This window comes from Pseudoalteromonas sp. XMcav2-N (assembly GCF_024124545.1).
In the GTDB taxonomy this organism is placed as follows: domain Bacteria; phylum Pseudomonadota; class Gammaproteobacteria; order Enterobacterales; family Alteromonadaceae; genus Pseudoalteromonas.
In genome coordinates this window covers 231,563-257,287 of sequence record NZ_JAMXSF010000006.1, presented here as the reverse complement: position 1 = coordinate 257,287, position 25,725 = coordinate 231,563, and the positions used below count along the sequence as shown (strand labels likewise).

Sequence of the window (25,725 nt, the reverse complement as noted above, 5' to 3'; positions counted from 1 at the left end):
ATACTCTCTTGCAGGACTTGTTTCATGAAACCACAGATATCAATGATTGCCTTGTTACTGGTAGGCTGTAGTAATACGAACTCCCCTGAGCTGAATCAGTGCGCACAGCAAAACTATCAATGTGAGCAAAGTTGTGAGCAACGTGCTAACCCTCAGTCTCTGGCTATGCAAGTGTGCAGCGATGGGTGCATCGAGTCCTTTAATCAATGCAAGGCGCAGGCAGAGCAACTCACTCAGCAGCAGCGCAATAGCACGCTGTATTAATCATTATTTTTGTCGAAAAACAGGTATAAAAAAACCGCTCAGTGAGCGGTTTTTTCTTTCCATGCAATGCTTATAGCAGACCTAGCTTCTTAAGCTCTTTGCTTGCTAGCTGGCTTGAAAGTGGTACATACCCATCTTTCTCTACGATCTTCTGACCTTCTTTCGACAGCACCATTTTCAGGAACTCGGCTTCAATTGGAGAAAGCGGCTTGTTCGGGTGCTTGTTTACGTAAAGGTATAGAAAACGAGACAATGGGTATTTGCCCTTTGCAACATTGTCCAAAGTCGCGTCAACAAAGTTATCGCCTTTCTTCGACAGTGGTACAGTACGCACACCTGATGTCTTGTAACCAATGCCCGAGTAACCAATCGCATTCACTGATGAAGAGATTGACTGTACTACAGAAGCTGAACCTGGCTGCTCATTCACGTTGTTACGGAAGTCACCTTTACACAGGGCTTTCTTTTTAAAGTAACCGTAAGTACCTGATACTGAGTTACGACCATACAGCTGAATGTCTTTGCTGCCCCAGTCGCCAGACAAGCCTAAGTCGCTCCAGCGCTCGACTTGCTCAGAAGCACCACATTTACGTGTTGATGAGAAAATCGCGTCAACCTGGTCGATACGCAGACCCTGGATTGGGTTGTCTTTATGTACAAAGACTGCCAGAGCATCGATAGCAACGCGTACTTCAGTTGGCTTGTAACCATAGCGTTTTTCAAACGCTTCGATTTCTTTAGACTTCATCTTACGGCTCATAGGGCCGAAGTTTGCTGTTGCTTCTGTCAGAGCCGGTGGCGCTGTAGAAGAACCTGCTGCCTGAATTTGAATGTTTACGTTAGGGTAAATACGTTTGTATTCTTCCGCCCAGAACGTCATCATGTTAGCCAGCGTGTCAGAGCCCACAGATGAAAAGTTACCTGAGATACCGCTGGTTTTGTTGTACTCAGGTAGATTCTTATCAAGTGCAGAGGCTTGAGCAGATACCAGTGTTGTTACAGCCACACCCATTGCGGCAACTAAGCTTTTAAATTTCATTGGGGTCACTCCAAATGTTCTTCCCATTTAATTTCTGAGCACATTGTGCAGAAAACAAATGACAATAAAATTACTCTCAAATGACACTTTTATGACTTTCAGCATTTGTCATAAAAATACGTTTTTCTTTTTCGAAGGCAAATGAGAAACATGAGCCCTTGCCAAGTGTGCTGTCGATTTCCAGATGTGAATCATGGCGAGACAAGACATGTTTAGTGATAGCCAGACCTAGCCCTGAACCACCCGTTTTACGGCTGCGCGCCTTATCGACCCGATAGAATCGTTCAGTGAGTCGGTTAATGTGCTCAGGTGCAATACCATCGCCATTGTCGATCACAGAAAAGCGTGGCCGTTCGCCATCCAGGTACCAGTTAACCGTGATTTTGCCACCTGGTTTAGTGTAATGAATGGCATTAAACACCAGATTGGAAAAGGCACTGCGCAGTTCATCAATACATCCTTTGATATCCAGTGCCTGGTCGACACTAAACTCAATCTCATGATGCTTATCCTGATTCAGTGAATTCGCTTCGGTCTGAATTAACGTCAGCATGGCTGGCACATTCACCGCTTTGTCATTGTCCTGGTTTCGCTGCCCTTCAATACGAGATAGTGAGAGCAGCTGATTAACCAGACTGTCCATTCGCTTACACTGCTCTATCATAGTGTGATGCGCTTTGTTCCACATTGCCGGCGGCGGCATCTGATCGCCTTCCATCATCTCCAGATAACCAGTGACCACCGTCAGAGGAGTACGCAGTTCATGGGACACGTTAGCGACAAAGTCTTTGCGCATCTGCTCGAGCTGTTTCAGTCTGGAAATATCGCGCACCACCATCATTAACTGCTCAGCGTAAGGCATAACCCGAAATTCTAAAACGCGCTCACCCCCATGCCCGGATTCCATCTCCAGGGGATCATGAAAATCATGAGCCTGCATATATTTAACGAACTTAGGATCGCGGATCAGGTTATCGAGACGCTGGCCATGATCCGTTGGCCATTGCAGACCAAGCACTTTAAGTGCAAGTTGGTTACACCAGACAATACTGAGATCCTGTTGCATCACTATCACTGCATCTGGCACCGCTTCGGCACCTTCACGGAAACGTCGGATCAATTCCGCCAGTTCATTTCGCTTTTTGCGATTGCGGTGTTGTAGTTGATAGATCCCTTCAAAGATCTGCTCCCAGGCACCCGATCCCTCAGGCGGGTTAAAGCTGCGCTGATTGATCAACCAATCGCTCAGCCGATACAGCTGCTGGTAATGCCAGATCAACAGCACCATGGCACCGATAAAGAGTAAAACAAACGGTGCGCCTAATAAGATCCCAATCAGGGTCAATGGCAGAAAATACAAAAACAGGCGTTTCAATAACGCCTGTTTATCAATCACCCTATACATACAAAATGATCCTAAAGAGAATGCGCCATGGCTAGCCTACCATAGCGCCGGATGCTTTACAGCTTACTTGAGAAGCGATAACCAGCACCACGTACTGTTTGTACCAGGCGATCGTGACCCAGTGGTGCAATCGCTTTGCGCAGACGACGGATGTGAACGTCTACCGTGCGATCTTCAACATATACATTGGTGCCCCAAACATGATCCAACAGCTGCTCACGGCTGTAAACACGCTCAGGGTGTGTCATAAAGAAATGAAGTAATCTGAATTCCGTCGGCCCCATTTCCAGCTCGTTGCCGGCAGAGGTTACTCGGTGTGAAATTGGATCAAGGCGTAAGCCATGTACTTCAATGGCTTCTTCCAGTGACGTTGGCGATACACGACGCATCACCGCTTTGATCCGTGCCATTAATTCTTTTGGAGAGAAAGGTTTAGTAACGTAGTCGTCAGCACCCACTTCCAATCCCTTGACCTTATCTTCTTCCTCACCACGTGCTGTCAGCATAATAATGGGGATTTGTCTGGTGTATTCGCTTTGTTTAAATTTCTTGGCAATCTGGATACCGCTGCCACCTGGCAACATCCAATCCAATAGCACCATATCAGGATAAGGCTCAACCATAGCTGCAATTGCAGAATCATAGTCTTCAGCTTCAATGGCCTGAAAACCATTTTGTTCCAACACAAACACCAACATTTCTCTGATCGGCGCTTCGTCATCAACTACCAGTACTTTACGTGACATTCCCATTTATCTCTTACGTTACCGAAGTGGGTTTCATTATTATGACTAAGTATGACAGTTTTATGAAATACCAAGTGATAAAAGATGACAATTGGGAAAAAAATAGGGCCAACCGCTCATAAAGCTATGACACTGAAAAAGCGTAAGTTTCATCGTAATTACACTTCAATTCAAACGAGAAACCGTTTAAATCCTTGTTTAGTCAGGTTTGTTTCAAACGGACCACAAAGACAAACGCAGTTGTGCTGCTGTAAAAGATGCGTAAGGCATGACATACAGGCCATTTAAGTTCATTTACATTGTAGCGGGGCCTTATCAGCATAAAGGCGACTAAACATGGCTCACCATGCCTGTACCTGCCTTCTCATTATGAGCATATTGCCTGCCCCGATACAACAGTGCATAGTGCCAGGTAACGATGTCTGGCTCCGCCTTATCGGTGCAGAGCCAGCAAGAGACTCTAAAAGTCGTAACGCAGCGTCAACGCCATATGGTCCTGATCAGGATTGTTGTCCAGGTCTATCTTGGTATACCACAGATACATCCTGGCTTGTTTAGACAGGCTCTTCTCAACCCCGATAGACGCCGCATCACCGGAATCTTTCAGCTTACCCGTTGCGCCGTCGGAATTTTGGTACTGCGCCAGTAGCTTATAGCCGTTATCAAGCTTGAGCGCTGCGCTGGCCATATAACTGTCCACGGTCTCATTACTACCAATCGCCTCGCTTTGCTGATAGCTGGCCCCCAAAGTAACTTTAGCCACTTTGCCCTGGACCGTAACACGCGTGATGTCCTGGCCTGCTACCTCTTCATCACGGGCTACACTGGCGTAGATAGCGGTTTTTTTCAGTTTGCTGTCACCGTAGCTTGCCGCCATAGACAATCCACTTTCGCCATTTTGCTTACTGTTGTCTTCTGCAATATAACTGACTGTGAACTTCAGATGATTAAGTGACGGCGTCGTATATTGCAAGGTGTCTCCGAGGCGATTTTCGCCTACGAAGAAGCTTTTAATATCTGCTGTGAAATCATTCATCAGGTCAACTTTACCCTGAGATTTCTTCATTGGCGTGTCATCACGACCCAGCAAGAGCTGACCAAACCGGCCTTTAATCCCAACGTACTGCGAACGTGCCGTGATGTTCTCTTCCGACTTACCATCGTTGTCGTTTTCAGACATTTCTACCTGAAACTCCAGCTTATAAAAGGCGGAGATCCCAGTGTCTATATCTGCACTCCCTTTGATCCCCATCCTGGAGGCATAGCTTTCTACCGAAGTGTCTGATCCACTGCCAGTGTCACTGTTTTCCACACCCAAATGTGCACGTCCGTATACTTTGAGTTCTTCAGCTTGTGTTTGGGCACAAACTATTAGCGCCGAGCAGCCTATAAGGGCAGCCATATAGCATTTCTTCATACTATGACCCCAATGAAAAGAATGTGAGCAAAATAGAGTATCCTTTAAAGCTAGACGCTCCAGTCCAGAGATCAAGTGACGAACCGTCGGATCAGAGTTTTTCTAAGCTGGATTGCCTGAGATCAAATTTATACCAAGCGGATCCTCTTTGGATCATTTTTTTACCAACTAAATTGACGGATCCGAACAGGCAAACCTACTAACTCATTGATTTTAGATCTATTCCAGTGCCAGATAAACGCAGATCCCAGACGTCACTTAGTAAGATCTCGATCTCAGGATCCAGATTAGACTCCAACTTAGTCAAGATCTGATCCCAACACTGACAACTAGGTATAATCTTGATCCCAGTATGATCATAAAACGACATTGTTACGCCGTGAAATGGATGACACGACTTGAGTGCTCCAAACTGCAGATACAAAAATGCCGCAGTCCAAAGAGCTGCGGCATTTGCTACTAACCGGGTTTAAATAGTTAGTATTTATTTGATCTGAGGAGCCAGCTCGCCAGACAGGTACTTCAGATGCATATCATCTAGTGAGATAGGCTGGATACGACCGGCCTGGCCTGCTGTACCAAATGCTTCGTAACGTGCAACACAAATCTCTGTCATGGCTTTTGTTGCTTCCGCTAAATACTTACGAGGATCAAAATTGCTCGGGTTATGCGCCAGGTGACGACGGATTGCCCCGGTTGCAGCCAAACGTAAATCAGTATCAATATTTACCTTGCGTACGCCGTGCTTAATGCCTTCGACGATCTGCTCAACAGGCACACCATAAGTTTCCGGGATCTCACCGCCAAACTCGTTGATCACTGCCAGCCACTCCTGAGGAACCGATGAGGAACCGTGCATTACCAGGTGTGTATTCGGGATACGGGCGTGGATCTCTTTGATGCGGTTGATTGCCAGAATGTCGCCTGTTGGTGGACGTGTGAACTTGTACGCTCCGTGCGATGTACCACAGGCAATAGCCAGTGCGTCAACACCCGTTTTCTTAACAAAGTCAGCAGCTTCTTCTGGGTCTGTCAATAGTTGATCATGCGTGAGCTTACCAACCGCACCAATACCATCTTCCTCACCTGCTTCACCCGTTTCCAGTGAGCCCAGTACACCCAGCTCACCTTCCACAGATACACCACATGCGTGTGCCATATCAACCGTGCGGCGTGTTACATCAACGTTGTACTCATAGCTTGAAGGTGTTTTGCCATCTTCCAGTAAAGACCCATCCATCATGACAGATGAAAAGCCAAGCTGGATTGAACGCTGACACACGCCAGGAGACGTGCCGTGATCCTGATGCATAACAACCGGAATATGTGGCCATTCTTCGACTGCGGCCAAAATCATATGGCGAATAAACGGTGCCCCTGCATACTTACGCGCACCTGCCGAACCCTGAACAATGACCGGACTGTTGGTTTTGTCTGCCGCTTCCATGATAGCGCGCATTTGCTCTTGGTTATTTACGTTAAAGGCAGGAACGCCGTAACCATGCTCTGCGGCATGATCCAGCAATTGACGCATACTGATTAAAGCCATTGTGCTTTCTCCAATTGTTGATGAGTGAAGCTGATATTGTCGATTCAGCAGTCATACTCATCGATTTGAACGGGATAGATGTTAAGTGCTACACACTCGATTTGTTTCGGGAGTTAATTGTGAGAGAGTCCCAAAACCGGACCAGTACGTCGGCCCGAAAACATGATGCTGTGGCACAGGCCACAGCAATTTGCCTGATTAAGCTTTCGCTCTTTGTTCAAGCATAGCGACTGCTGGCAGTTTTTTCCCCTCAAGGAACTCTAAAAACGCACCACCACCGGTCGAGATATATGAAATTTCATCGGCTACGCCATACTTATCGATAGCAGCTAATGTGTCACCACCACCAGCGATTGAGAAAGCGCCAGACTTAGCAATTGCGTTTGCAATCGCTTCAGTACCATTGCCAAACTGGTCAAACTCGAACACGCCTACCGGTCCATTCCAGACCACAGTACCCGCGTTTGCAATGATTTTAGCCAGAGTATTGGCAGTCTCCGGACCAATATCAAAGATCATATCTGTGTCGCGTACTTCCGCCACATCTTTGATCTCGGCCACAGCAGATTCAGAGAACTCGTCACCAACAACCACATCAGTAGGTACAGGAATATCACCGTCATTTGCACGCGCCGCTTCGCTGAGCTTATTCGCTTCAGCAATCAGGTCTGGTTCGTACAAAGATTTACCGACAGGGTTGCCTGCCGCGGCAATAAAGGTATTCGCAATACCACCACCTGTGACCAACTGATCAACCACTTTTGACAATGAATCCAGTACCGTCAGCTTAGTCGACACTTTAGAACCACCAACGATAGCAACCAAAGGACGTGCCGGATTATCAAGAGCTTTGCCTAATGCATCGAGTTCAGCGGCCAGTAACGGGCCTGCGCAAGCCACTTCGGCAAATAAACCAACACCATGTGTAGATGCCTGTGCACGGTGTGCGGTACCAAATGCATCCATTACATAAACGTCACACAACGCTGCCAGCTTTTTCGACAGGGCTTCATCATTCTTTTTCTCGCCCACATTGAAGCGCACGTTTTCGAATACCACAACTTCGTTATCTGCGATATCTACGCCATCCAGATAGTTATCTACCAGGCGCACGTTTTGCTCAAGCGCATCGTTTAGGTAATCTACGACGGGCTGCATTGAATACTGCGCATCGTATTCCCCTTCCGTTGGGCGACCCAGGTGAGACATCACCATGACCTTGGCACCTTTTTCAAGGGCTAGTTTGATGGTAGGTAAAGACGCTCTGATACGGGCATCTGATGTAACCTTGCCTTCTTTCACCGGTACGTTAAGATCTTCACGGATCAGAACGCGTTTGCCGTTTAAATCTAAATCCGCCATCTTAATGACTGACATTGACATCTCCTTCAAGAACGATACTTGGTTTTTTAATTAACTTGTGTCATTGCTGCTGCGGTATCGAGCATACGGTTTGCAAACCCCCACTCGTTGTCGCACCACACCAACAATTTCGCCAACCGCTTCTGGCTGACGCGTGTTTGGGTACCATCTATGATACTGGAATGTGGATCATGATTAAAATCCACCGAGACCAACGGCTCCTCAGTGTAGTCCAGTATCCCTTGCAACGGACCTCTTGCGGCCTGTTGTAATGCATTATTCACCTGCTCAATAGTCACATCACTGTTTAGCGTCACACTCAGATCCATCGCGGTGACATTAATGGTTGGCACCCGAACGGCAATCGCTTCGAAACACCCATGAAATTTTGGCAGGATCCGCTCGATCCCTCTCGCCAGCTTTGTATCCACAGGAATGATGGACTGGCTTGCCGCACGAGTACGACGAAGATCCGGATGATATGCATCGATCACCTGTTGATCATGCATTGATGCATGGATCGTCGTAATGGTGCCAGAGCCGATGCCAAAAGCATCATCCAACACATTTATGACAGGGACAATACAGTTAGTTGTACAAGAGCCATTAGATACAATGGTGTGCTCAGGGAGAAGCTCTTTATCATTGATCCCATACACTATGGTTGCATCAACATCTGCGTCGGCGGGATGAGAAAACAGCACTTTCTTTGCCCCTGCACGCAAATGTGACTGAGCATGAAAACGAGAATGGAATACACCGGTGCACTCTAAAACAACGTCGACATCGAGGGCATGCCAGGGCAAATGACTAGGATCTGCTTCGCTAAACAGCTGGATTTTATCGTCGCCGACTGTCAGGTAAGGTGCGTCAAGATGAACGGGGAAAGAAAAACGCCCATGCGAAGTATCGTATTTGAGCAAATGGGCAATACCTTGCGGATCGGCAAGTTCATTTATCGCGACGATTTGAATGTCTCGCTGGCGACCAGATTCATACAAAGCCCGCACTATGTTGCGACCAATACGACCAAAACCATTTATTGCCAGTTTGATAGTCATTAAATTGAAGATCCACCTCGTTGTGAAAAATTGGGGCAATTGCGTGGCACTCCGACTTTATACGCGGCACACGAATAAAAATCCCAAGTCTTCCGTATTAAGATGGCGCTATTGTAATCGACCAGGCAAAAATGTGTAAGAGATATGCAAAAATAATTATGTCAGTTGTCTAACCAACGCGCCATGCGCTCCGCCAAATTGACTATTCTGTGCCAATAACAGTTCAGCCGTACTCAGCGCATCGCTCAGTGCATGATGCTCAGAAGCGTGTGGTAATCCATAACGCTGACGACAGGCGGACAGGGTTAAACAATCTGCCGTAAGCGTTTGTCCTTGTCTGAGCAATCGATCCCGCTCTATCTGCATGGTATCCAGGATTAGCTTTGGCCGCGTCTCAATGTCGTGATGTACAAACGCCCGCTTGATGAACCCCCAATCGAGCAAAGCGTTATGACAGACCAAAATACGCTGTTCAAGCAAGCTGCCCAGTTGCTGCAATAAAGCCCGTAACGTATCACCCTGCTGCAATGCTTGTTCATCGACACCATGGATCACCGGACTTTGCCCCAACTGATGTACCTCCTTGTTCAGCACGTGCCGCGCTGAGTTCAATATAACCCGGCCTTGTCGGATCTCCACCCAGGCAGCCGAGACAATCTCATCACGTTTAGGATCCAGACCGGTTAATTCAAGATCCAGCACCACCAAATCGGCTTCTGTAAACCTCAATTGGCGATAGGTATGCCAGTTTCGCAACCGTGATAACCAGTTCACAAGCTGCCCCTGGCAAATTTAAACGCACACGCCTGCTGGGCTTGTTTGACCAATTGAAAGGCCTCTTTGAGTTGATGCCGCTCCAGTGAGCCCAGATGGCCGGGGTTGATGCAGTTTTCAGGTAAACCTTCTCGATCAATCTGAGTGCGCAAACGCAGCTGAGTCAAAAATCGCCAGCAGTCCTGCAAATTGGCAATGTCTTCATCACTGAGTAGCTTGTGTCCTTTCAGCGCCTTTAAGCGCTGTAATGTATTGGCTTTGCAGATCCCAGCTTGCAACGCGTAAAGACGGACAATATCGTTGATGATCACAACACCGCGCTTTTTCAGATCCAGATATTTATGCTTATACTTGTCTTGCTGAAGTTTAAACTGATGAAACAAGCCAATCGGGACAGTATTCACGTTGATATCAGCGGCCATGGCGGCATAAAACAGCTGGTTTTTTGGGATGTCGTTGAGATGATGCAGGAATTGTCCGAATAGCAGATCAGAGCCCGTGATAAATCGCAGGTCAAAGTAGATTTTACAATTGAGCATGGCATGGGGTGTCGGCGCATGGATCCAGGTTGTGAATCGCTCGCACCATTCACTGAGTGTGCCCCGACACGCCGGATTACTCGCCATGATATTTCCCGGACAAGTACGGATCCCGCATTCATCCAGCTGTTGACATACAAACGATCCGAGCCGCGCAAAATACGCTCTTTGCTCGTCGGTAACGCCCTCGGGCAACAACAGGCCATTGTCCTGATCGGAATGCAGGGTTTGCTCTTCACGAGCCTGAGAGCCAAAACAGATCCAGGCAAACGGGGTAGGTGCAGTACCATGCTGCTGCTGGTATAAGTCGATCAAACGCCCGGTCAAAGCATCACTCAACCCACTGAGTAGCTGCCCTATCAAAGAAATATCTTCGATCTTATTGGCAAACTCACTCAACAGATCCGGGATCTCCTTGGCTAGTTGCTTCACTTCACTATAGCTGCGTGCTTTATAGATCCGCCCAATTAACTGTACCGGATCGCTTTTTTGCTGGCGTAAAAGATCGGTGCTGGTGATCATACCCATAGGGGTGCGATCTTCATTGAGCACCGGCAGATGATGAATATTATGTTTTAGCATCAGGTGAAGTGCCGAAAAGATGCGGTTGTTCTCAAAAATATATTTAGGTTTGACCGTCATGATCTCATGGATCACCCTGGCTGGATCGACCCCTTCTGCCAGCACCCGGTTTCGTAAATCGCGATCAGTCACAACCCCCACGAGCTGCTTGTTCTGTGTCACCATGATCGAAGAAACCCGATGTTTCTTCATGACTTGGGCCGCATCCTGAATACTGGCATGCGGCTCCAGTGTTACCGCCGCCCGGCTCATCAGCTCACTGACCGGACGCTCCGACCAGCTCGTCGTCGACTCTTTATAGTGATTGGACAACAAGCGTTTGGCGTGGGCACGCACAAAATACTGCTCAAAAGGTTTATACTCTCGGCGGAGAAAGTCAAACGCAGCTTGTGGCAATACATACACCAGCCCGGCTTGAACCACTTCCAGTTGATTGCTAATCGGCTCACCCGTCAACAACGAAGGGTAGCCAAAATAGTCCCCTTCGGCCAATCGGGTGATCAGCTCAGCGTTCTCGGAGCGCAGATCGAAATGACCAGAGCGTACCAGATACAGCTGAGGTAATTCGCTTTTGAACCACTGAGCCTGATTCTGCGCGCTGACATAAATGATTTCCAGATGATCAACAAAGTACTCCGTCGCGCTGTCAGCCAACTGACCAAATGGCGCCTGCTGCTGCACGAAGGTCAGCACATCCTGAACATGAGCCGTCACAATCCCTCCCAAAAATAACAACTACTCCACAGCTTTCGCCATGAAGTAGTTGGTTTCTTCGCTATCAGAAAGTATCACGTGAGTATTAATGCGCGTGTGCTGCAGAAGAGCCCTTCGGATTACGGATCCCATCGACCATTTGCTTCACTTCAAGTGGCGTCTCGGCCGTCAGTTTCATCACTATGGCAGCAATACCAAAGTTCACTAACATACCAATAATGCCAATCCCCTCAGGCGAAATACCAAACAACCAGTTCACAGGCGTATTCAGTTCCGGGCTGACAAACTTAAAGTAGATAATGTAAGCCGCAGTGAAACCGATACCACATACCATACCGCTGATGGCGCCCTCTTTATTCATACGTTTGGAGAAGATCCCCATAATGATCGCCGGGAAGAAGCTTGCCGCCGCCAGACCAAAGGCAAAGGCCACCACCGACGCCACGAATCCGGGCGGGTTAATACCAAAGTAAGCAGAGATTGCAATGGCCACCATCGCCGACAAACGTGCCGCCAGGAGTTCTTGCTTATCACTGATATCCGGTTTGAGGGTGCGTTTGAGTAAATCATGAGAGACCGAGGTCGAGATAACCAATAGCAGACCCGCTGTGGTCGACAGCGCCGCTGCAATACCACCTGCCGCGACCAGTGCAATTACCCAAGCCGGTAAATCTGCAATTTCCGGGTTCGCCAGAACCATAATATCGCGATCAATTTTCACCTCATTACGGCTCGCCGGATCGTCAATCTTACCAGCAGAATAGAACATCTTGCCGTCACCATTTTTATCATTGAAGGTGATAAGACCCGTTCTTTCCCAGTTTTTCACCCACTGTGGCGCCTCGGCATACGCCGTACCGCTGCCATCTTTACCATTGATCGTATCAATCATATTCACGCGAGCAAATGATGCAACAGCCGGTGCTGTGGTGTATACAATGGCGATAAAGACTAAGGTCCAGGCCGCAGAAATACGAGTGTCTTTTACTCTGGGTACGGTGAAGAAACGTACGATAACATGTGGCAGACCAGCAGTACCGACCATCAGCGCCGCTGTGATAGCAAACACGTCAATCATACTCTTGGAGCCTTCGGTGTATTGCGCAAAGCCGAGCTCGGTACTGAGCCCGTCGAGTTTATCCAGCAAATAGGTTCCGGAACCATCCGCCAGAGTACCACCAAAGCCGGTTTGCGGCAGTAAGTGACCTGTCATCATCAAAGAGATAAAGATTGCAGGCACCAGGTAGGCGAAAACCAGCACACAGTATTGTGCAACCTGAGTGTAGGTAATGCCTTTCATGCCACCAAGTACGGCGTAGAAGAACACGATCACCATGCCGATATACACGCCGGTTTCGATGTCAACTTCGAGGAAGCGAGAGAATACCACGCCCACACCACGCATTTGTCCGGCAATGTAAGTGAAACAGATAAAAATAGCACACAGAATGGCCACAACCCGTGCCACCTGCGAGTAGTAACGGTCGCCGATAAAATCGGGCACAGTGAATTTGCCAAACTTACGCAGATAAGGCGCCAGGCACAATGCCAGCAGTACGTAACCACCGGTCCAGCCCATCAGATAAACGCCGCCATCATAACCGGCAAATGAGATTATACCGGCCATAGAGATAAACGAAGCAGCACTCATCCAGTCCGCGGCCGTTGCCATGCCGTTTGCCACAGGCGGTACACCACCGCCGGCAACATAGAATTCATTGGTTGAACCGGCACGGGCCCAGATGGCAATGCCGATGTAGAGGGCAAAACTGAGCCCAACAATTATAAAGGTGAGAGTTTGAACATCCATCATAGCGCTCCTTATTCATCCACGCCGTATTTTTTGTCCAGCGCATCCATTTTGAATACATAGACAAAAATCAAAGCAACGAAGGTATAAATTGCGCCCTGCTGCGAAAACCAAAAACCCAATTTAAATCCGAAGAAGCGGACCTCGTTGAGTACATCAACCAGTAGAATGCCGCATCCAAAAGACACCACAAACCACACTACTAATAGCTTAAACATTAAGGCTAGATTCTCTGACCAATATGCTTTTGCTTGTTCTTCACTTTTAAAAGCCATGATAAGTCCCCTTTCACACACCTGTCGCCGATGTGCTGGTGTTAATGACCTTTTGACTGTAGCAATGGCCCGTCAAGATGAAATTGAGACCTTAGTCGTAACGGCAAGGTTACGTTTACGTAAACTGCTGAATAAAATAATTTCAACAACCATTAAAAACCTTAAATTCAATTAGTTAGGGAGTTTACATGGCAGGGTTAGCAAATTCAGGGACACGTATGCAGGAGATAAGACATTAGTCTAATTAACTCAATAAAAATCGAATAATTTTTTAAAATCAGGTGATTATGTCACTTTGGATTATCCGCAAGTGATGCTACTTTAAAGGCATAAAGACAATAACAAGCATTAACACAAGGGTTCACTATGACGGCTGCCTTGATCCTCGTTGCCATCGCCTATATCGGCTTACTATTCTGGCTGGCCAACTGGGGAGATAAAACCACGCCGGCTGCAACACGGATCAGTCACCATCCTTTTGTTTACGCCTTAGCCCTCGGTATCTATTGTACCTCCTGGACCTATTATGGCTCAGTAGGAACCGCCGCAACCAGCAGCTGGCACTATCTGCCCATTTTGCTTGGTCCGGCCCTGCTTTTTATGTTTGGTCAGGGCTTTTTGCGCAAGCTGATCCTGGTCAGTAAAAAGCAGAACATCACCACTATTGCCGACTTCATTTCAGCACGCTACGGTAAGCGTCAGACTACCGCTGTTATGGTGACCATGATAGCGTTGCTGGCCACTATTCCCTATATTGCACTGCAACTCAAAGCCCTGAGCAGCAGCTTTTTGTTGCTACAACAGGGTACCCCGATCTCAGGGGGCATGCTGGCCATGACCGGGACTTTGCTGATGGCACTGTTTGCCATCTTTTTTGGTACCCGCAAAGTCGATGTAACCGAATATCGCTCTGGACTAATGCTCGCCGTCGCATTTGAATCCTTGATCAAACTGCTGGCACTGATGGCCGTTGCCGTCATAGCCATACAGGCTTTACTGTCACAAAACAGCGCCGATATGACGTTGTTTGCACACTGGCAGGGGTTTGATTTTTCCAATTTCAACTTTATCGGCCAGACACTGATGGCCGCCGCCGCCATCATCTGCCTACCCCGACAATTCCATGTGACTGTGGTCGACAATCAGGATAGTCGTCATCTGCGTACCGCACGCTGGGCATTCCCATTGTACCTCATCCTGATAGCGGCAATGATACTGCCCATCGCAAGCGCTGCCATTCATCCTAATATTGGTCAGGCCGTGGCAGCGGATAGCTTTGTACTGGCACTGCCCATGATGCAGGGCCATCCGCTGATCACCACCTTTGTGTTTATCGGGGGGTTATCCGCCGCCACAGCCATGATAGTGGTGGCAACACTCACACTCAGTACCATGCTCTCTAACGATGTCGTGCTGCCCCTGCTGCTAAAGCGTAAGTTTAAAAAGAATCGCCTGACCAGCAACTATAAAACCCGTATCCTGCTGATCCGACGCTTTATCATTGCCGCCATTTTGGTCCTGGCGTTCCTCTATCAGCAGTGGTTTGGCCATGGTGAGGCACTGGCGAACATGGGCCTGGTGGCTTTTTCTCTGGTTACTCAGTTACTTCCGGCCATTGTCGGCGGACTATACTGGCGCAAAGGTCATGCTTATGGCGTCTATGCCGGTCTGCTGGCGGGCTTTTTATGCTGGATGTTATTCCTGATGTTTCCGGTGATTGAAGCCGGTAACAGTCTGGACTTTGAAACCCGTCAGACCATCATCACCCGCGGCACCTTACTGGCGCTGCTGGCTAATATCAGCTGTTATATCAGCTTCTCGTTGGGTGCATATGAGCGTCTGATAGATAAAATTCAGGCCGCTGCCTTTGTCAGCCCCTGGGAACAGGCCAGCGCTGCCAAACGCCTCAACAAAGACGTCAAAGCGACGGTGTATGACTTTACCGTGCTACTGCAAACCTTTTTAGGGATCCAGCGCAGTCAGCAGTTACTCAGCCACTATGCCATCAATCACGATATTGAAGACAGCAATGCCTATCCGAGCGCGGATTTTATTGCCTTTTGTGAGCGTGCACTCACTGGCGTGCTGGGAGCCTCTTCTGCGCGCGCGTTGATCCATGCCGTTTCTTCGGGTAAACAACTAGCTTTTGAAGAAGTGGTCAACTTTTTCGATGAGACCACCCAGGCATTGCAGTTCAACCAGAACCTGCTTTTCACCTCACTGGAAAATCTCAGCCACGGAATTTCAGTGGTGGATAAAGACCTCAACCTGGTTGCCTGGAACCGTCGTTATCATGAAATGTTTGAATACCCGGATGGTTTTTTACAAGTAGGCCAGAGTATTGAGGAAGTGATCCGCTTTAACGCTGAACGCGGCGAATGTGGCCCGGGAGAGCTTGAGAAACTGGTCGAAAAACGTGTACAGCATTTGAAAAATGGCACATCGCACCATTTCATTCGACATCGCAGTAACGGGCAAGTGTTTGAAATGACGGGTAACCCGCTGCCAGAAGGTGGCTTTGTCACCAGTTTCTCTGACATCACCAGCCACATCGACACGCAGAACGCACTGGAAGAGATCAACATGGATCTCGAAAACCGCATTGAGGCAAGAACACAAGAAATCCGTCTGATAAACCAGGATCTTAAAGCCCAGATTGCCAGCCGGGAGGAAACGGAGCAAGCCCTGGTTGCCGCGAAAAAAGAGGCTGAACGCGCCAATGACAGTAAGACCCGATTTTTGGCGCTGGCCAGCCACGATATTTTACAACCGCTGAATGCCGCTCGCCTTTACCTGGCTGCGATTAATGAGGAGAAGCTGGAAGGTAACGACCGCAGTAATCTGGAAAAGCTGGGTGCCAGCCTGGATTCGACCGTTCATCTGATGTCCGCGCTACTGGACATTGCTAAACTGGAACAGGGCGCGATGAAACCCACACCTCGTCATTTTGACATCGATGAGATCATGTCGCCCCTGGCCAGTGAATATGCCATTTTGTGTCAGGAAAAAGGTCTGGCGCTGCATGTTAGAACCAGCCACCAGGTGATCCACAGCGATATTACCTATCTTCGCCGTATTGTGCAGAATCTGGTGTCCAATGCCGTCAAATATACTGAGCATGGTCGTGTTCTGCTGGCTTGTCGCCGCCGCAGCCACAGTGTTCGCATTGAAGTCTGGGATACAGGTCCGGGTATCACCGAACACGAACAACAGAAAATATTTAACGACTTTTACCGTATTCAAAGCGGCGACAATAAAGGCGTGGGGCTGGGGCTGGGTGTTGTAAAACGGCTGTGCGAGCTGCTTAGCATGCCCCTGGAAATGCATTCCATTCCGGGCAAAGGCAGTCGCTTCAGCGTAGAAGTGCCATTGGGAGATTATCAGCAGCTCCAGCAAAAAGCTGGCAGCGTGGAGCAAAAGACTACCAGTAAAACACAACTTAATCTGGTTGTGGTGGATGACGACCCCAAAAACCTGGCCGCCATGGCCAGTTTGCTGGATAAGTGGCAATTTGGGTATCAGATGTTTGACAGGGCAACCAAAGCCCGGAAATATGCTGCAGACAATCCGGCACCGGATTTTATCCTGATGGATTATCAGCTCGATAATGATGAAAATGGCGTCAGCCTGATCCAGGATTTAAGGCAGTGCTGGGATACAAGGATCCCGGCCGTTCTCATTACTGCGGTCCGCGATGACAGTTTAAAGCTACAAGCCAAACAGGCTCAGATCCACTACCTGAGTAAACCACTGAAACCCGCTAAGCTCAAGGCGCTACTTAGCCATGGCAGTTAATAGGCAAGCTGGATCTGATCGCGGCCATTGGCCTTGGCACGATACACCGCCTGATCAGCCATTTTAAGGGCATGACTGAACGGCATACTGGGGTTTACCTCAGCAACCCCAAAGCTGGCTGTGACATGGATCAACATGTTTTCCTGACGCACTTCCATGTCCCGGACGGCCGTGCATAACCGGTTGGCCACCATATGTGCATCGCTGACCGAGGTTTCTGGTAACAACACGACAAACTCTTCACCGCCTAAGCGACAAAAACAGTCTTCCACGCGCACCACATCCAGGCAACACTGGGCAAACTTTTGCAGCACTTTATCGCCGGCATCATGGCCAAAGTCGTCATTGATGCGTTTAAATCTGTCCAGGTCCATCATGATCAAGCTCATCGGCCGCTCAGTGCGCTGATGACGGCTCATCTCACGCTTAGCATGCTCCATCAGGAAACGACGGTTGTTCAGACCCGTCAGCATGTCCTGAAACGCCATTTTGGTGAGCTTTTGCTGCATCTGATATAACTCATGTACCAACAAACGACGGCTACAACAATCAGCAACCATTTCCGTGATGGTCACTTCCCACTCCTGCCACTGACGTACATCAGCAAGCCCTTCACAGCACACCACTCCCAGTGCAATGCCATTTTTAAAAATGGCCGTGTCCAGCATAGTCGCTATGTTGTGAGGTTTGAGGTAGATATCGGTAAATTCGCAGGTACGAGGATCAGTGCATGCATCCTCAGCGGCAATAGACTGGCCGCTGATAATGGTTGCAAAATAAGTAGGGAAATCTTCAATCGTCAACACTGGCAACTGCTGCGGCACCGCCTGCCAGTCAGTATTGGCGTAATTGAGTAACTTGGTCGGCTGATGCATGTCGTCAAACAACCACACCGACACACGATCGACCTGAAGCAAGGATTTTGCCTCAAAAATGATATCTCGCAAAAAGCTCTGATGTTCGCCGGAAACATCGACCTCTTGCGAGCTGATCCGCCGCAATTTTTGCGTGCTCTGAGTTAATCGATTCAAAGGTACTACCAAGTCGCAAAGCTGATGAATTAGGGCATCGTCTTATTGCGATGCCATACCATTGTTATACTCTAATAATATCTCGCCTGCGACAAAATGCATTGTTTTCTTGCCCAGAGCGTATGCATCAAGACCGGATGACCGAACTAGGCCATGTATTTTGCAAGATATTTTTTAAATACCGGGTCACTCTGCGCCAGCCCCTTTTGCTCTGCCAAAATCTCTTTTAACATCTGTTTTGAGGTCAAAGGGTTCGCCAGTACCACTCGGAATACCACGGTGGGCTGATGTTGATACTGAGGCGGCGTTAAGCGGGTACGGGAAACAAACGAACGCCCCGATTCGCGCTGACGCTTCTGCATACTGGCGGTAAAGCGGTTTAACGCGGCATAAATGTCGATGCGCTCTTGCTCATCTGCACGCTCAATTGCCTGGCGGATCTGCTTTGGTACATAGCGATAGGTCAGCAAACACAGCTCAGGGTCCGACACCAATTCAAAATCTTCTTCTTCACGGATCAGCTCTGCAAAGTACCGCGCTTTTTCGATCCCTTTATCGATCAGCATCTCATAGCCTTTGCGCCCGATCACGCGTAAACAGGCATGCACCAGCATCGCCATACCCGGCCGACTGCCTTCGAGTGTATGACTGCCTAAATCTTTTGAACCCTTACGCAGGATATATTCAGCATGATGTTCAATCACGTCTGTTGCTGTGGGGTCTTTAAACAACACTATGCCGGCGCCCATAGGCACGTACATTTGTTTATGCGCATCTATCGTGATGGAATCAGCCAGCTCAATACCGTTAAGTAAATGACGGTAATTAGCAGACAGTAAGGTGGCCCCCCCCCAGGCAGCATCAACATGAAAATGACAGCCAAGCTCCTGACTGAGCGCCGCCATTTCTGGCAGCGGATCTATGTTACCCGTTTCTGTGGTACCCGCGACCCCGACAATCGCCATTACTTTGATGCCTTTTTCAGCTAGCTCCTGCGCTTTAACACGCATCGCATTAACATCCACTTTGTTATTGTCATCGGTTTTGACGGCAATAAAATTACTGCGGCCAATGCCCAGTACATCCGCGGCTTTACCCAATGAGTAATGACCACGCTCAGACACCAACACTGCCAGGCCTTTATAGCCATAATGCAGCATCGCAGCCATGATCCCTTCGCTGGCAAGACCTTTAAAGTTGCCATCCGGGCCCAGCAAACGGTTACGGGCAATCCACAGAGCCGTAATATTGGCAATGGTGCCGCCAGAGCAAAATGCCCCCAGAGCTGTCTTAGCACTGTGCATCCACTTTTCATAAAAACCGTCATTTTCACCATAGGCCAGATGGTGCATCATGCCCAGCACCTGGCGCTCCAATGGCGTGAAAGCCTTTGAAGTTTCTATTTTTACCAGGTTTTGGTTCAGCCCCACCATCAATTTAGACAGCGGCAGAACAAAGTGTGGCAATGCGGATGTCATATGGCCAATAAAACTTGGCGACGCGGTATGAACAGAATGCGCGACCAGTTGCTCCATAATATCCTGAGCATAATCAGACACAAACATCGGTTCTTCCGGGATCATTGCCGACTGAAAGTCTTTCTCTATCTCGTGCAATGGTTTTTCGATTGCGGCGATGTTTTCATTCAGAAAGCCAGCCAGATTACTGGAAATTTCCTGCTCTATCACACTTAACGTGGAGCTGGGTGCTTCTGGAACGGTAAAGATACGCATTAAGCTTTCTTCAGAAGCGACTGCACAACGCTTTGGACCCATTTTAATACCTAATCATGCGTGGGTAACTGATGTCGGGAGTTACCTTGCCAAGTTGATACGAAATGACTAACTTTACTGTAAAGCGATGGGAAAGTCTGCAATGCTGTCAAAAAAAATGAACTCTGCTTGATATTTTGATGAACCTCTGATGACACAGTAAAGAGAGTCAACCCAACCCTTTAGTACGACTCATGTAAGGATTAGGGTTCAAAACTAGCGCAAATTCGTTAAATATTTTGTCAGCAATGCGAGAAATGGATAGTATTAGGAACAATCCACGCCACCAGACTTGAAGACTCAAACGGAAACTGACATGAATAAACGGAATTTTGCCCTAAAGGCGCTATCTCTGACCTGGATAGTCATTGGCTTTGTGATTTTTGTTGCGTCTTTGTCGGCGTACGTGCTCTATACCTACCATCAGACCCGCACCACCATAGTTAAGAGCATAGATCAAAAGCTATTGATGGCCGCACGCAGTGCTCAACTGATACTGGGCGATGATTATCATGACAGGCTCAATGAAGTCAGCAACGAAGAATACCGCCATAAAAGTGCCCAGCTGTCACAGCTGGCTCAGCACCTGGGCGTCGAATATGTCTATGCCATGATTTATGATGCCCCTTCTGTACGGTTCAGCGCCTCCAGTTACACTCAGAGTGACGTTTTACAGGACAAAGTCACCCGAAAGCTGGACTTGTATGCAGAAGCCACCGCGGTAAATAAAAGCGCTTTTCGCTCAACTCAGCCTTTATACGAAGTCTCACAAGATAAATGGGGGCACTTTAAAACCATTTTTATTCCTTATGTGACGCGTGACGGACGGGTCTATCTCACTGGCGCAGACATTAAAACCTCGCATATTCAAACTGAGCTGGCCAAAAGTGTTAAAGAAGCCTTATTTACGGCTTGTTTTTTCTTTGCAATTGCTTTGCTGGTTGCCGGTATGTATTTATTAATACTCAGAAAAACGCTAACTACCGATGCGCGTACCGGGTTCCCGAACCGCCTGGCTCTGGAGCAGGATCTGGCCAAAAACCCAAATCAGCATCTGAGCCTGGCCATTATCGCAATTAAAGAGCTGGAAGAAATTGTGAGCTTTTATGGTACCGATGTTGGCGATGAGATCATGCGTAGAGTGATGACCCACTTCAGTGAGTTTACCGTGCCATTTAAAGTCTATCGCCTTGCGACCGCCAAGCTGGTGCTGCTCAGTGATGCCAATAAAGGGGAGCATTATCTGAGTAGTCTGATTAATGAGTTCCCGACCACTACCCCCATCTTGCAGGATCCACATTTATATATTCAGGTCACCGCAGGGATCGCCAGTGGCAATAAACGCCTGTTACTGGAAAATGCGTTTATCGCCTGTCGTCAGGCGCAGCAAAAGCAGCAACGCGTATGCTTGTATGGCCAAGACCCGACACAGATAAAGACCATTCAGGAGTCGCATATTGCCATTGCAAAAACGGTGCAAAGTGCGTTTGAGCAGCACCGTATTCTTCCCTACTTTACGCCACGTATGGGCACACAGAGTAAAGTGGTTGAACAATACCACTGCACACCCAGGGTGCTGACTGAACAGGGTCTGATCTTACGGCCAGACTCCTTTTCAGACGTTATCCGCCACTCCAGATTAAGCTCGCAACTGACCAAAGTGATGTTAGAGTTGTGCACCGCACATTTTCGTAAATCGCATCATGCCTGGAGCATGCAGTTGGGCTGGCAGGATCTGGCCGATCCGCAAATGATGGAGTTTATTTTTGCTCAGCTTCGGCGCTACCCGCAACCGGCCAAAATTACCTTTGAGCTGGAAGAGCAAGAAGTGATTGAGCACTTTGCCGATATGCGGGTGTATATCAATGTACTGAAAAGCAAAGGCGTGAATATCATGGTGGCGTCGAGTAACAGTGGCTTACTGACCATCAGCAGAGTACTAAAACTCACCATAGACAGCGTAAAACTGACATCCAGTGTGATTGAACAACTGAGCGAAGATACTCAGCTTCATGAATATATTGAGCATATTGCCAAACTGTGTCATGAACGCCAAATCACCTTGCTTGTGGATGGCGTACAAAGCAAACATCAGCTTGAACAACTGCTGGATTGTAACGTAAAACTGGTTGAGGGAAGCCTGATTGGTACGCCGGGGCCACACATCAATATCACCCCTGGTAACATGGGTAAAGACATTCGGGCCAGCGCCTGATTTAGACAGCCACATCACTGGAAATAGAGACATGGCTGTATAAATTACAATTGCGCGATAAGTCGGGTACTTTGTTGTCCGCTGGCCCAGTATTTACGCTCAAACGGCGTCATAGCAGTGTCGCTTTCATAGGCACTGACCTCAGCCTTTTTGCCAGCCAGTTCCAGGCTGCGGGCAAACTCTTCAACGTAAATTGACCAGTTACTACGTAACTCAAGTCGGCCACCCAGCTCAACGATGTAAGGGAACACCGCCGCCCCGTGCCAGCGTCTTTGCAGATGTTTGGCTTTCGGCCACGGGTTGGGATAGAGCAAATAGTGATGACTTGGCTGCCACCTGGCCTCACAGGCCAGACGCCAGAAGTCGTTCAGATCCGCCTGAACCAGAATGTACCGACCAGACTCCGTCTGTTTGTATTCAATATCGTGCTTTTCAAGGCGATGTTCCGACTTGTCGATACCAATGACTAACGCATCCGGATGCCGCTTTGCCAGATTCGCCGTACTCTCGCCAACACCACAACAGGAGTCCAGAATAACGGGACCATCGAATGCCTGCACTTTTTCATTCACCTGCTCAAAAGCCTGTTGAGTATGGGCCGCAATGGGCTTTTTGAACGGTGTATTGAGGTGTTTCTGGACCACTTCGTCTAACTTTTCGTGGAGTCCGGCCTGATTACTGGTGATGCTTCTGGAGTTTGCGTCTGACATAACAGCGAATTGTGGCTCATAGTCTGAAATATAATGGGGGTATTTTATCTCAGTCCGCCTGATTTAGTAAGCGGTTGTGTGGCAGAGTCGCCTCTGCCACCTTTATACCAATTTGCTTAATTAAATGTTCAATTTTGAGGCAAGAAAATAGGGTCGATAACAAGGCAAAAATTTGCGAACTCATACCTTAGGTAAAGGTTCTAAATGAGAAATTTTTAACACAGTTAGCGTCATATTTGCTCCGTCAAATTGAACAGGTATTAAGTGAAATTGGTATTGAATCAATGGCGTAAACCAACACCACGCTTGATCAGATTCAATGCCACCGCAAACAGCACGGTGATAAAGCCAATTAACACACCAAATGCCAGCGTGATATCGACATCAGAGACGCCCAGGAAACCATAGCGGAAGGCATTTACCATGTAGATGATCGGATTTATCTGAGACACGCCCTGCCAGAACTCCGGCAACAAAGTGATGGAGTAAAACACCCCGCCCAGATAAGTGAGAGGCGTCAGCACAAAGGTTGGAATGATGCTGATGTCATCAAAGCTATTAGCAAAGACCGCATTGATCAGACCACCCAGCGCAAAGACTGCCGAGGTCAGCAATACCGTCAGTACTATCACCGCCAGATTGTGAATTTGAATGTCGACAAACAGCAGACTAACCAAAGTGACTATCAACCCCACCAGCATACCACGGGCCATACCGCCACCTATGTATCCCAGTACTATGATGTAGTTAGGCACGGGAGCCACTAACAACTCTTCGATGCTTTTTTGAAACTTAGTGGAATAGAAGCTGGATGCCACATTGGAATACGAGTTGGTGATCACCGACATCATGATAAGACCCGGCACAATGAATTCCATATAGCTGAAACCGCCCATTTCACCGATGCGTGAGCCGATCAGAGAACCAAATATCACAAAGTACAAGGTCATGGTGATGGCCGGTGGCACCAGGGTTTGTACCCAAATACGTAGGAAACGGATACACTCTTTGATCCAGATACTTTTCAGTGCTACGCCATAGTTTAAGATTTTCATTCGCTGCGCCCCTGTTCCAGTAACCCGACAAACAACTCTTCCAGGCGGTTTGCCTTATTTCGCATACTCAGCACCGTGTTGCCCTGCTCATTGAGCTGGGTAAATACCCCGTTCAGACCCTGAGACTTAGCCACCTCGACTTCCAGCGTGTGGTCATCAGTCAGGGTATACTCATAGCCCTCTAGTTTTACCGGGTTGATGGGCGCTTTAAGGTCCAGCACAAAGGTTTCTTTGTCCAGCTTCGCCAGCAAGGCTTTAATGGTGGTGTGTTCTACAATTTTGCCCTGATCGATAATGGCAATATTGCGGCACAGCAGCTCAGCTTCTTCCAGATAATGAGTGGTCAGGATAATGGTGATCCCCTGCGCGTTGATCTCGCGCAGGAAGTCCCACATAGAGCGACGCAGCTCGATATCCACCCCGGCAGTGGGTTCATCCAGAATCAGCAGCTTTGGCTCATGCATTAAAGCACGGGCAATCATCAGGCGGCGTTTCATACCGCCAGACAAGGTGCGCGCCTGCTTGTCTTTTTTATCCAGTAAGCCCAGTTGCTTCAGGTATTTTTCGGCGCGTTCGTGGGCCAGTGCACGCGGTACGCCATAGTAACCGGCCTGATTCACCAAAATCTGATTGAGGGTTTCAAACTGGTTAAAATTGAACTCCTGCGGCACCAGACCAAGGTGAGACTTGGCCGCTTCCAGGTCGGTATCTATGCTCTGGCCAAAGACTTCAACCAGACCCGCCGTTTTGTTTACCAAAGATGAAATAACCCCTATGGTAGTCGACTTACCCGCACCATTTGGGCCGAGCAATGCGAAAAAGTCGCCCTGCTCAACCTGTAAATCAATCCCTTTAACGGCTTCAACGCCATTACTGTAGACCTTACGCAGGCCAGATATGTTTAATGCCTTTGTCATCTTATTGTTTTTCCTCACATCCCCATGTTGTTGTTTTCACTTGTTTGTACCGATACGCCGTTTAACCAAGCGGCATCAATCGCCATAGCCCCAGCGTTTCGCCAGCTGATGCTCTATACCTAAGTGGTCTAAAATGCGCGCCACCATAAAATCGACGAGATCCTCGATGCTTTGCGGCTGGTGATAAAACCCAGGCGCCGCGGGCATAATAGTGACCCCAAGGCGACTTAGCTTGAGCATATTTTCCAGGTGAATAGCACTGAATGGCGTTTCTCTGGGCACCAGAATAAGCTCGCCGCGCTCTTTGATCACCACATCTGCCGCGCGCTCTAACAGGTTATCGGATGCGCCCATGGCAATCGCCGACACACTCCCCGCGCTGCACGGACAGACCACCATTTTCTTCGGCGCCGCAGAGCCCGACGCCACAGGGCTGAACCAGTTGTCTTTACCAAATACCTGGATCTGCCCAGCCTTGGCCTGATAGAGCTCACTGAGCTGTGCTGTGGCTTTGTCTTCGTTACCAGATAACTTAATGTTAGATTCGGTGTCTAGCACTACTCGCGCCGCGCTGGAGATCAGCACATAAACCTGATAATCCAGTGCCACCAACACTTCGAGTAAACGCAATCCGTAGGGCGCGCCCGATGCGCCGCTAAATGCCAGCGTAATGGCCGGCTTAAATTGTGACAT

General features: G+C 48.4%; 20 protein-coding genes. 3 read left to right on the top strand and 17 right to left on the bottom strand.

Annotation, left to right across the window (positions count from 1 at the left end; translation table 11 throughout):
• The first annotated feature begins 24 nt into the window (after window positions 1-24).
• Window positions 25-264, top strand: a complete 240-nt coding sequence (locus NH568_RS10565; RefSeq protein WP_253046888.1) for a hypothetical protein — start codon at window positions 25-27, stop codon at window positions 262-264.
• 70 nt (window positions 265-334) lie between these two features.
• On the opposite strand, the gene NH568_RS10560 is transcribed toward NH568_RS10565, so the two are convergent.
• From NH568_RS10560 to NH568_RS10510, 11 genes are all read right to left on the bottom strand, one after another.
• Window positions 335-1,303: a phosphate ABC transporter substrate-binding protein PstS family protein gene (locus NH568_RS10560; RefSeq protein WP_010383461.1), complete on the bottom strand. Its 969-nt coding sequence runs from the start codon at window positions 1,301-1,303 to the stop codon at window positions 335-337.
• 76 nt (window positions 1,304-1,379) lie between these two features.
• Complete coding sequence (phoR, locus tag NH568_RS10555; protein WP_253046885.1) at window positions 1,380-2,708, bottom strand: phosphate regulon sensor histidine kinase PhoR; 1,329 nt, start codon at window positions 2,706-2,708, stop codon at window positions 1,380-1,382.
• A gap of 56 nt (window positions 2,709-2,764) precedes the next feature.
• A complete protein-coding gene (phoB, locus tag NH568_RS10550; RefSeq protein WP_010383464.1) occupies window positions 2,765-3,454 on the bottom strand; it encodes a phosphate regulon transcriptional regulator PhoB in 690 nt (229 codons plus the stop codon).
• A 460-nt stretch (window positions 3,455-3,914) separates the two neighbouring features.
• On the bottom strand, window positions 3,915-4,856 hold the full coding sequence (locus NH568_RS10545; protein ID WP_253046883.1) for a porin: 942 nt from the start codon (window positions 4,854-4,856) through the stop codon (window positions 3,915-3,917).
• A gap of 499 nt (window positions 4,857-5,355) precedes the next feature.
• A complete protein-coding gene (fba, locus tag NH568_RS10540) occupies window positions 5,356-6,420 on the bottom strand; it encodes a class II fructose-bisphosphate aldolase (protein WP_054014697.1) in 1,065 nt (354 codons plus the stop codon).
• 198 nt (window positions 6,421-6,618) lie between these two features.
• Entirely contained in the window at window positions 6,619-7,797 is a 1,179-nt protein-coding gene (locus NH568_RS10535) for a phosphoglycerate kinase (RefSeq protein WP_253046880.1), read from the bottom strand.
• A gap of 32 nt (window positions 7,798-7,829) precedes the next feature.
• Window positions 7,830-8,843 (bottom strand): erythrose-4-phosphate dehydrogenase, encoded by a 1,014-nt coding sequence (epd, locus tag NH568_RS10530; protein WP_253046878.1) that lies wholly within the window; start codon window positions 8,841-8,843, stop codon window positions 7,830-7,832.
• Between the two features lie 156 nt (window positions 8,844-8,999).
• Window positions 9,000-9,617, bottom strand: a complete 618-nt coding sequence (locus tag NH568_RS10525; RefSeq protein ID WP_253046875.1) for a 3'-5' exonuclease — start codon at window positions 9,615-9,617, stop codon at window positions 9,000-9,002.
• Window positions 9,614-11,452 carry a DUF294 nucleotidyltransferase-like domain-containing protein gene (locus NH568_RS10520; RefSeq protein WP_253046872.1) on the bottom strand — a complete coding sequence of 613 codons (1,839 nt, stop codon included), beginning with the start codon at window positions 11,450-11,452 and terminating at the stop codon, window positions 9,614-9,616. The genes NH568_RS10525 and NH568_RS10520 overlap by 4 nt, the downstream gene beginning before the upstream one ends.
• A gap of 85 nt (window positions 11,453-11,537) precedes the next feature.
• On the bottom strand, window positions 11,538-13,262 hold the full coding sequence (locus NH568_RS10515; RefSeq protein WP_253046987.1) for a sodium:solute symporter family protein: 1,725 nt from the start codon (window positions 13,260-13,262) through the stop codon (window positions 11,538-11,540).
• An 11-nt stretch (window positions 13,263-13,273) separates the two neighbouring features.
• Complete coding sequence (locus tag NH568_RS10510; protein WP_010383473.1) at window positions 13,274-13,537, bottom strand: DUF4212 domain-containing protein; 264 nt, start codon at window positions 13,535-13,537, stop codon at window positions 13,274-13,276.
• Window positions 13,538-13,903: 366 nt separating this feature from the next.
• Between NH568_RS10510 and NH568_RS10505 the strand changes: the two genes are divergently transcribed.
• Window positions 13,904-17,332 (top strand): PAS domain-containing hybrid sensor histidine kinase/response regulator, encoded by a 3,429-nt coding sequence (locus tag NH568_RS10505; RefSeq protein WP_253046869.1) that lies wholly within the window; start codon window positions 13,904-13,906, stop codon window positions 17,330-17,332.
• Here NH568_RS10505 and NH568_RS10500 read toward each other — a convergent pair.
• Window positions 17,329-18,363, bottom strand: coding sequence for a sensor domain-containing diguanylate cyclase (locus NH568_RS10500; RefSeq protein WP_138550654.1), 1,035 nt, complete (start codon window positions 18,361-18,363; stop codon window positions 17,329-17,331). The genes NH568_RS10505 and NH568_RS10500 overlap by 4 nt on opposite strands.
• A gap of 146 nt (window positions 18,364-18,509) precedes the next feature.
• Window positions 18,510-20,138, bottom strand: coding sequence for a pyridoxal-dependent aspartate 1-decarboxylase PanP (panP, locus tag NH568_RS10495; protein ID WP_253046865.1), 1,629 nt, complete (start codon window positions 20,136-20,138; stop codon window positions 18,510-18,512).
• Window positions 20,139-20,451: 313 nt separating this feature from the next.
• Here panP and NH568_RS10490 point away from each other — a divergent pair, with 313 nt between their 5' ends.
• Window positions 20,452-22,350 (top strand): GGDEF domain-containing protein, encoded by a 1,899-nt coding sequence (locus NH568_RS10490; protein WP_253046862.1) that lies wholly within the window; start codon window positions 20,452-20,454, stop codon window positions 22,348-22,350.
• A gap of 44 nt (window positions 22,351-22,394) precedes the next feature.
• Here the strand turns inward: NH568_RS10490 and NH568_RS10485 are convergent, their stop codons facing one another.
• The 4 genes from NH568_RS10485 to NH568_RS10470 form a co-directional block, all read right to left on the bottom strand.
• The gene (locus tag NH568_RS10485) at window positions 22,395-23,060 is read right to left on the bottom strand and encodes a methyltransferase domain-containing protein (protein ID WP_253046860.1); all 666 of its coding nucleotides are present in this window, start codon (window positions 23,058-23,060) and stop codon (window positions 22,395-22,397) included.
• Between the two features lie 281 nt (window positions 23,061-23,341).
• Window positions 23,342-24,109 (bottom strand): ABC transporter permease, encoded by a 768-nt coding sequence (locus NH568_RS10480; protein ID WP_253046984.1) that lies wholly within the window; start codon window positions 24,107-24,109, stop codon window positions 23,342-23,344.
• 2 nt (window positions 24,110-24,111) lie between these two features.
• Window positions 24,112-25,032 (bottom strand): ABC transporter ATP-binding protein, encoded by a 921-nt coding sequence (locus NH568_RS10475; RefSeq protein WP_253046857.1) that lies wholly within the window; start codon window positions 25,030-25,032, stop codon window positions 24,112-24,114.
• Window positions 25,033-25,107: 75 nt separating this feature from the next.
• Window positions 25,108-25,725 carry a flavin prenyltransferase UbiX gene (locus tag NH568_RS10470; RefSeq protein ID WP_130244907.1) on the bottom strand — a complete coding sequence of 206 codons (618 nt, stop codon included), beginning with the start codon at window positions 25,723-25,725 and terminating at the stop codon, window positions 25,108-25,110.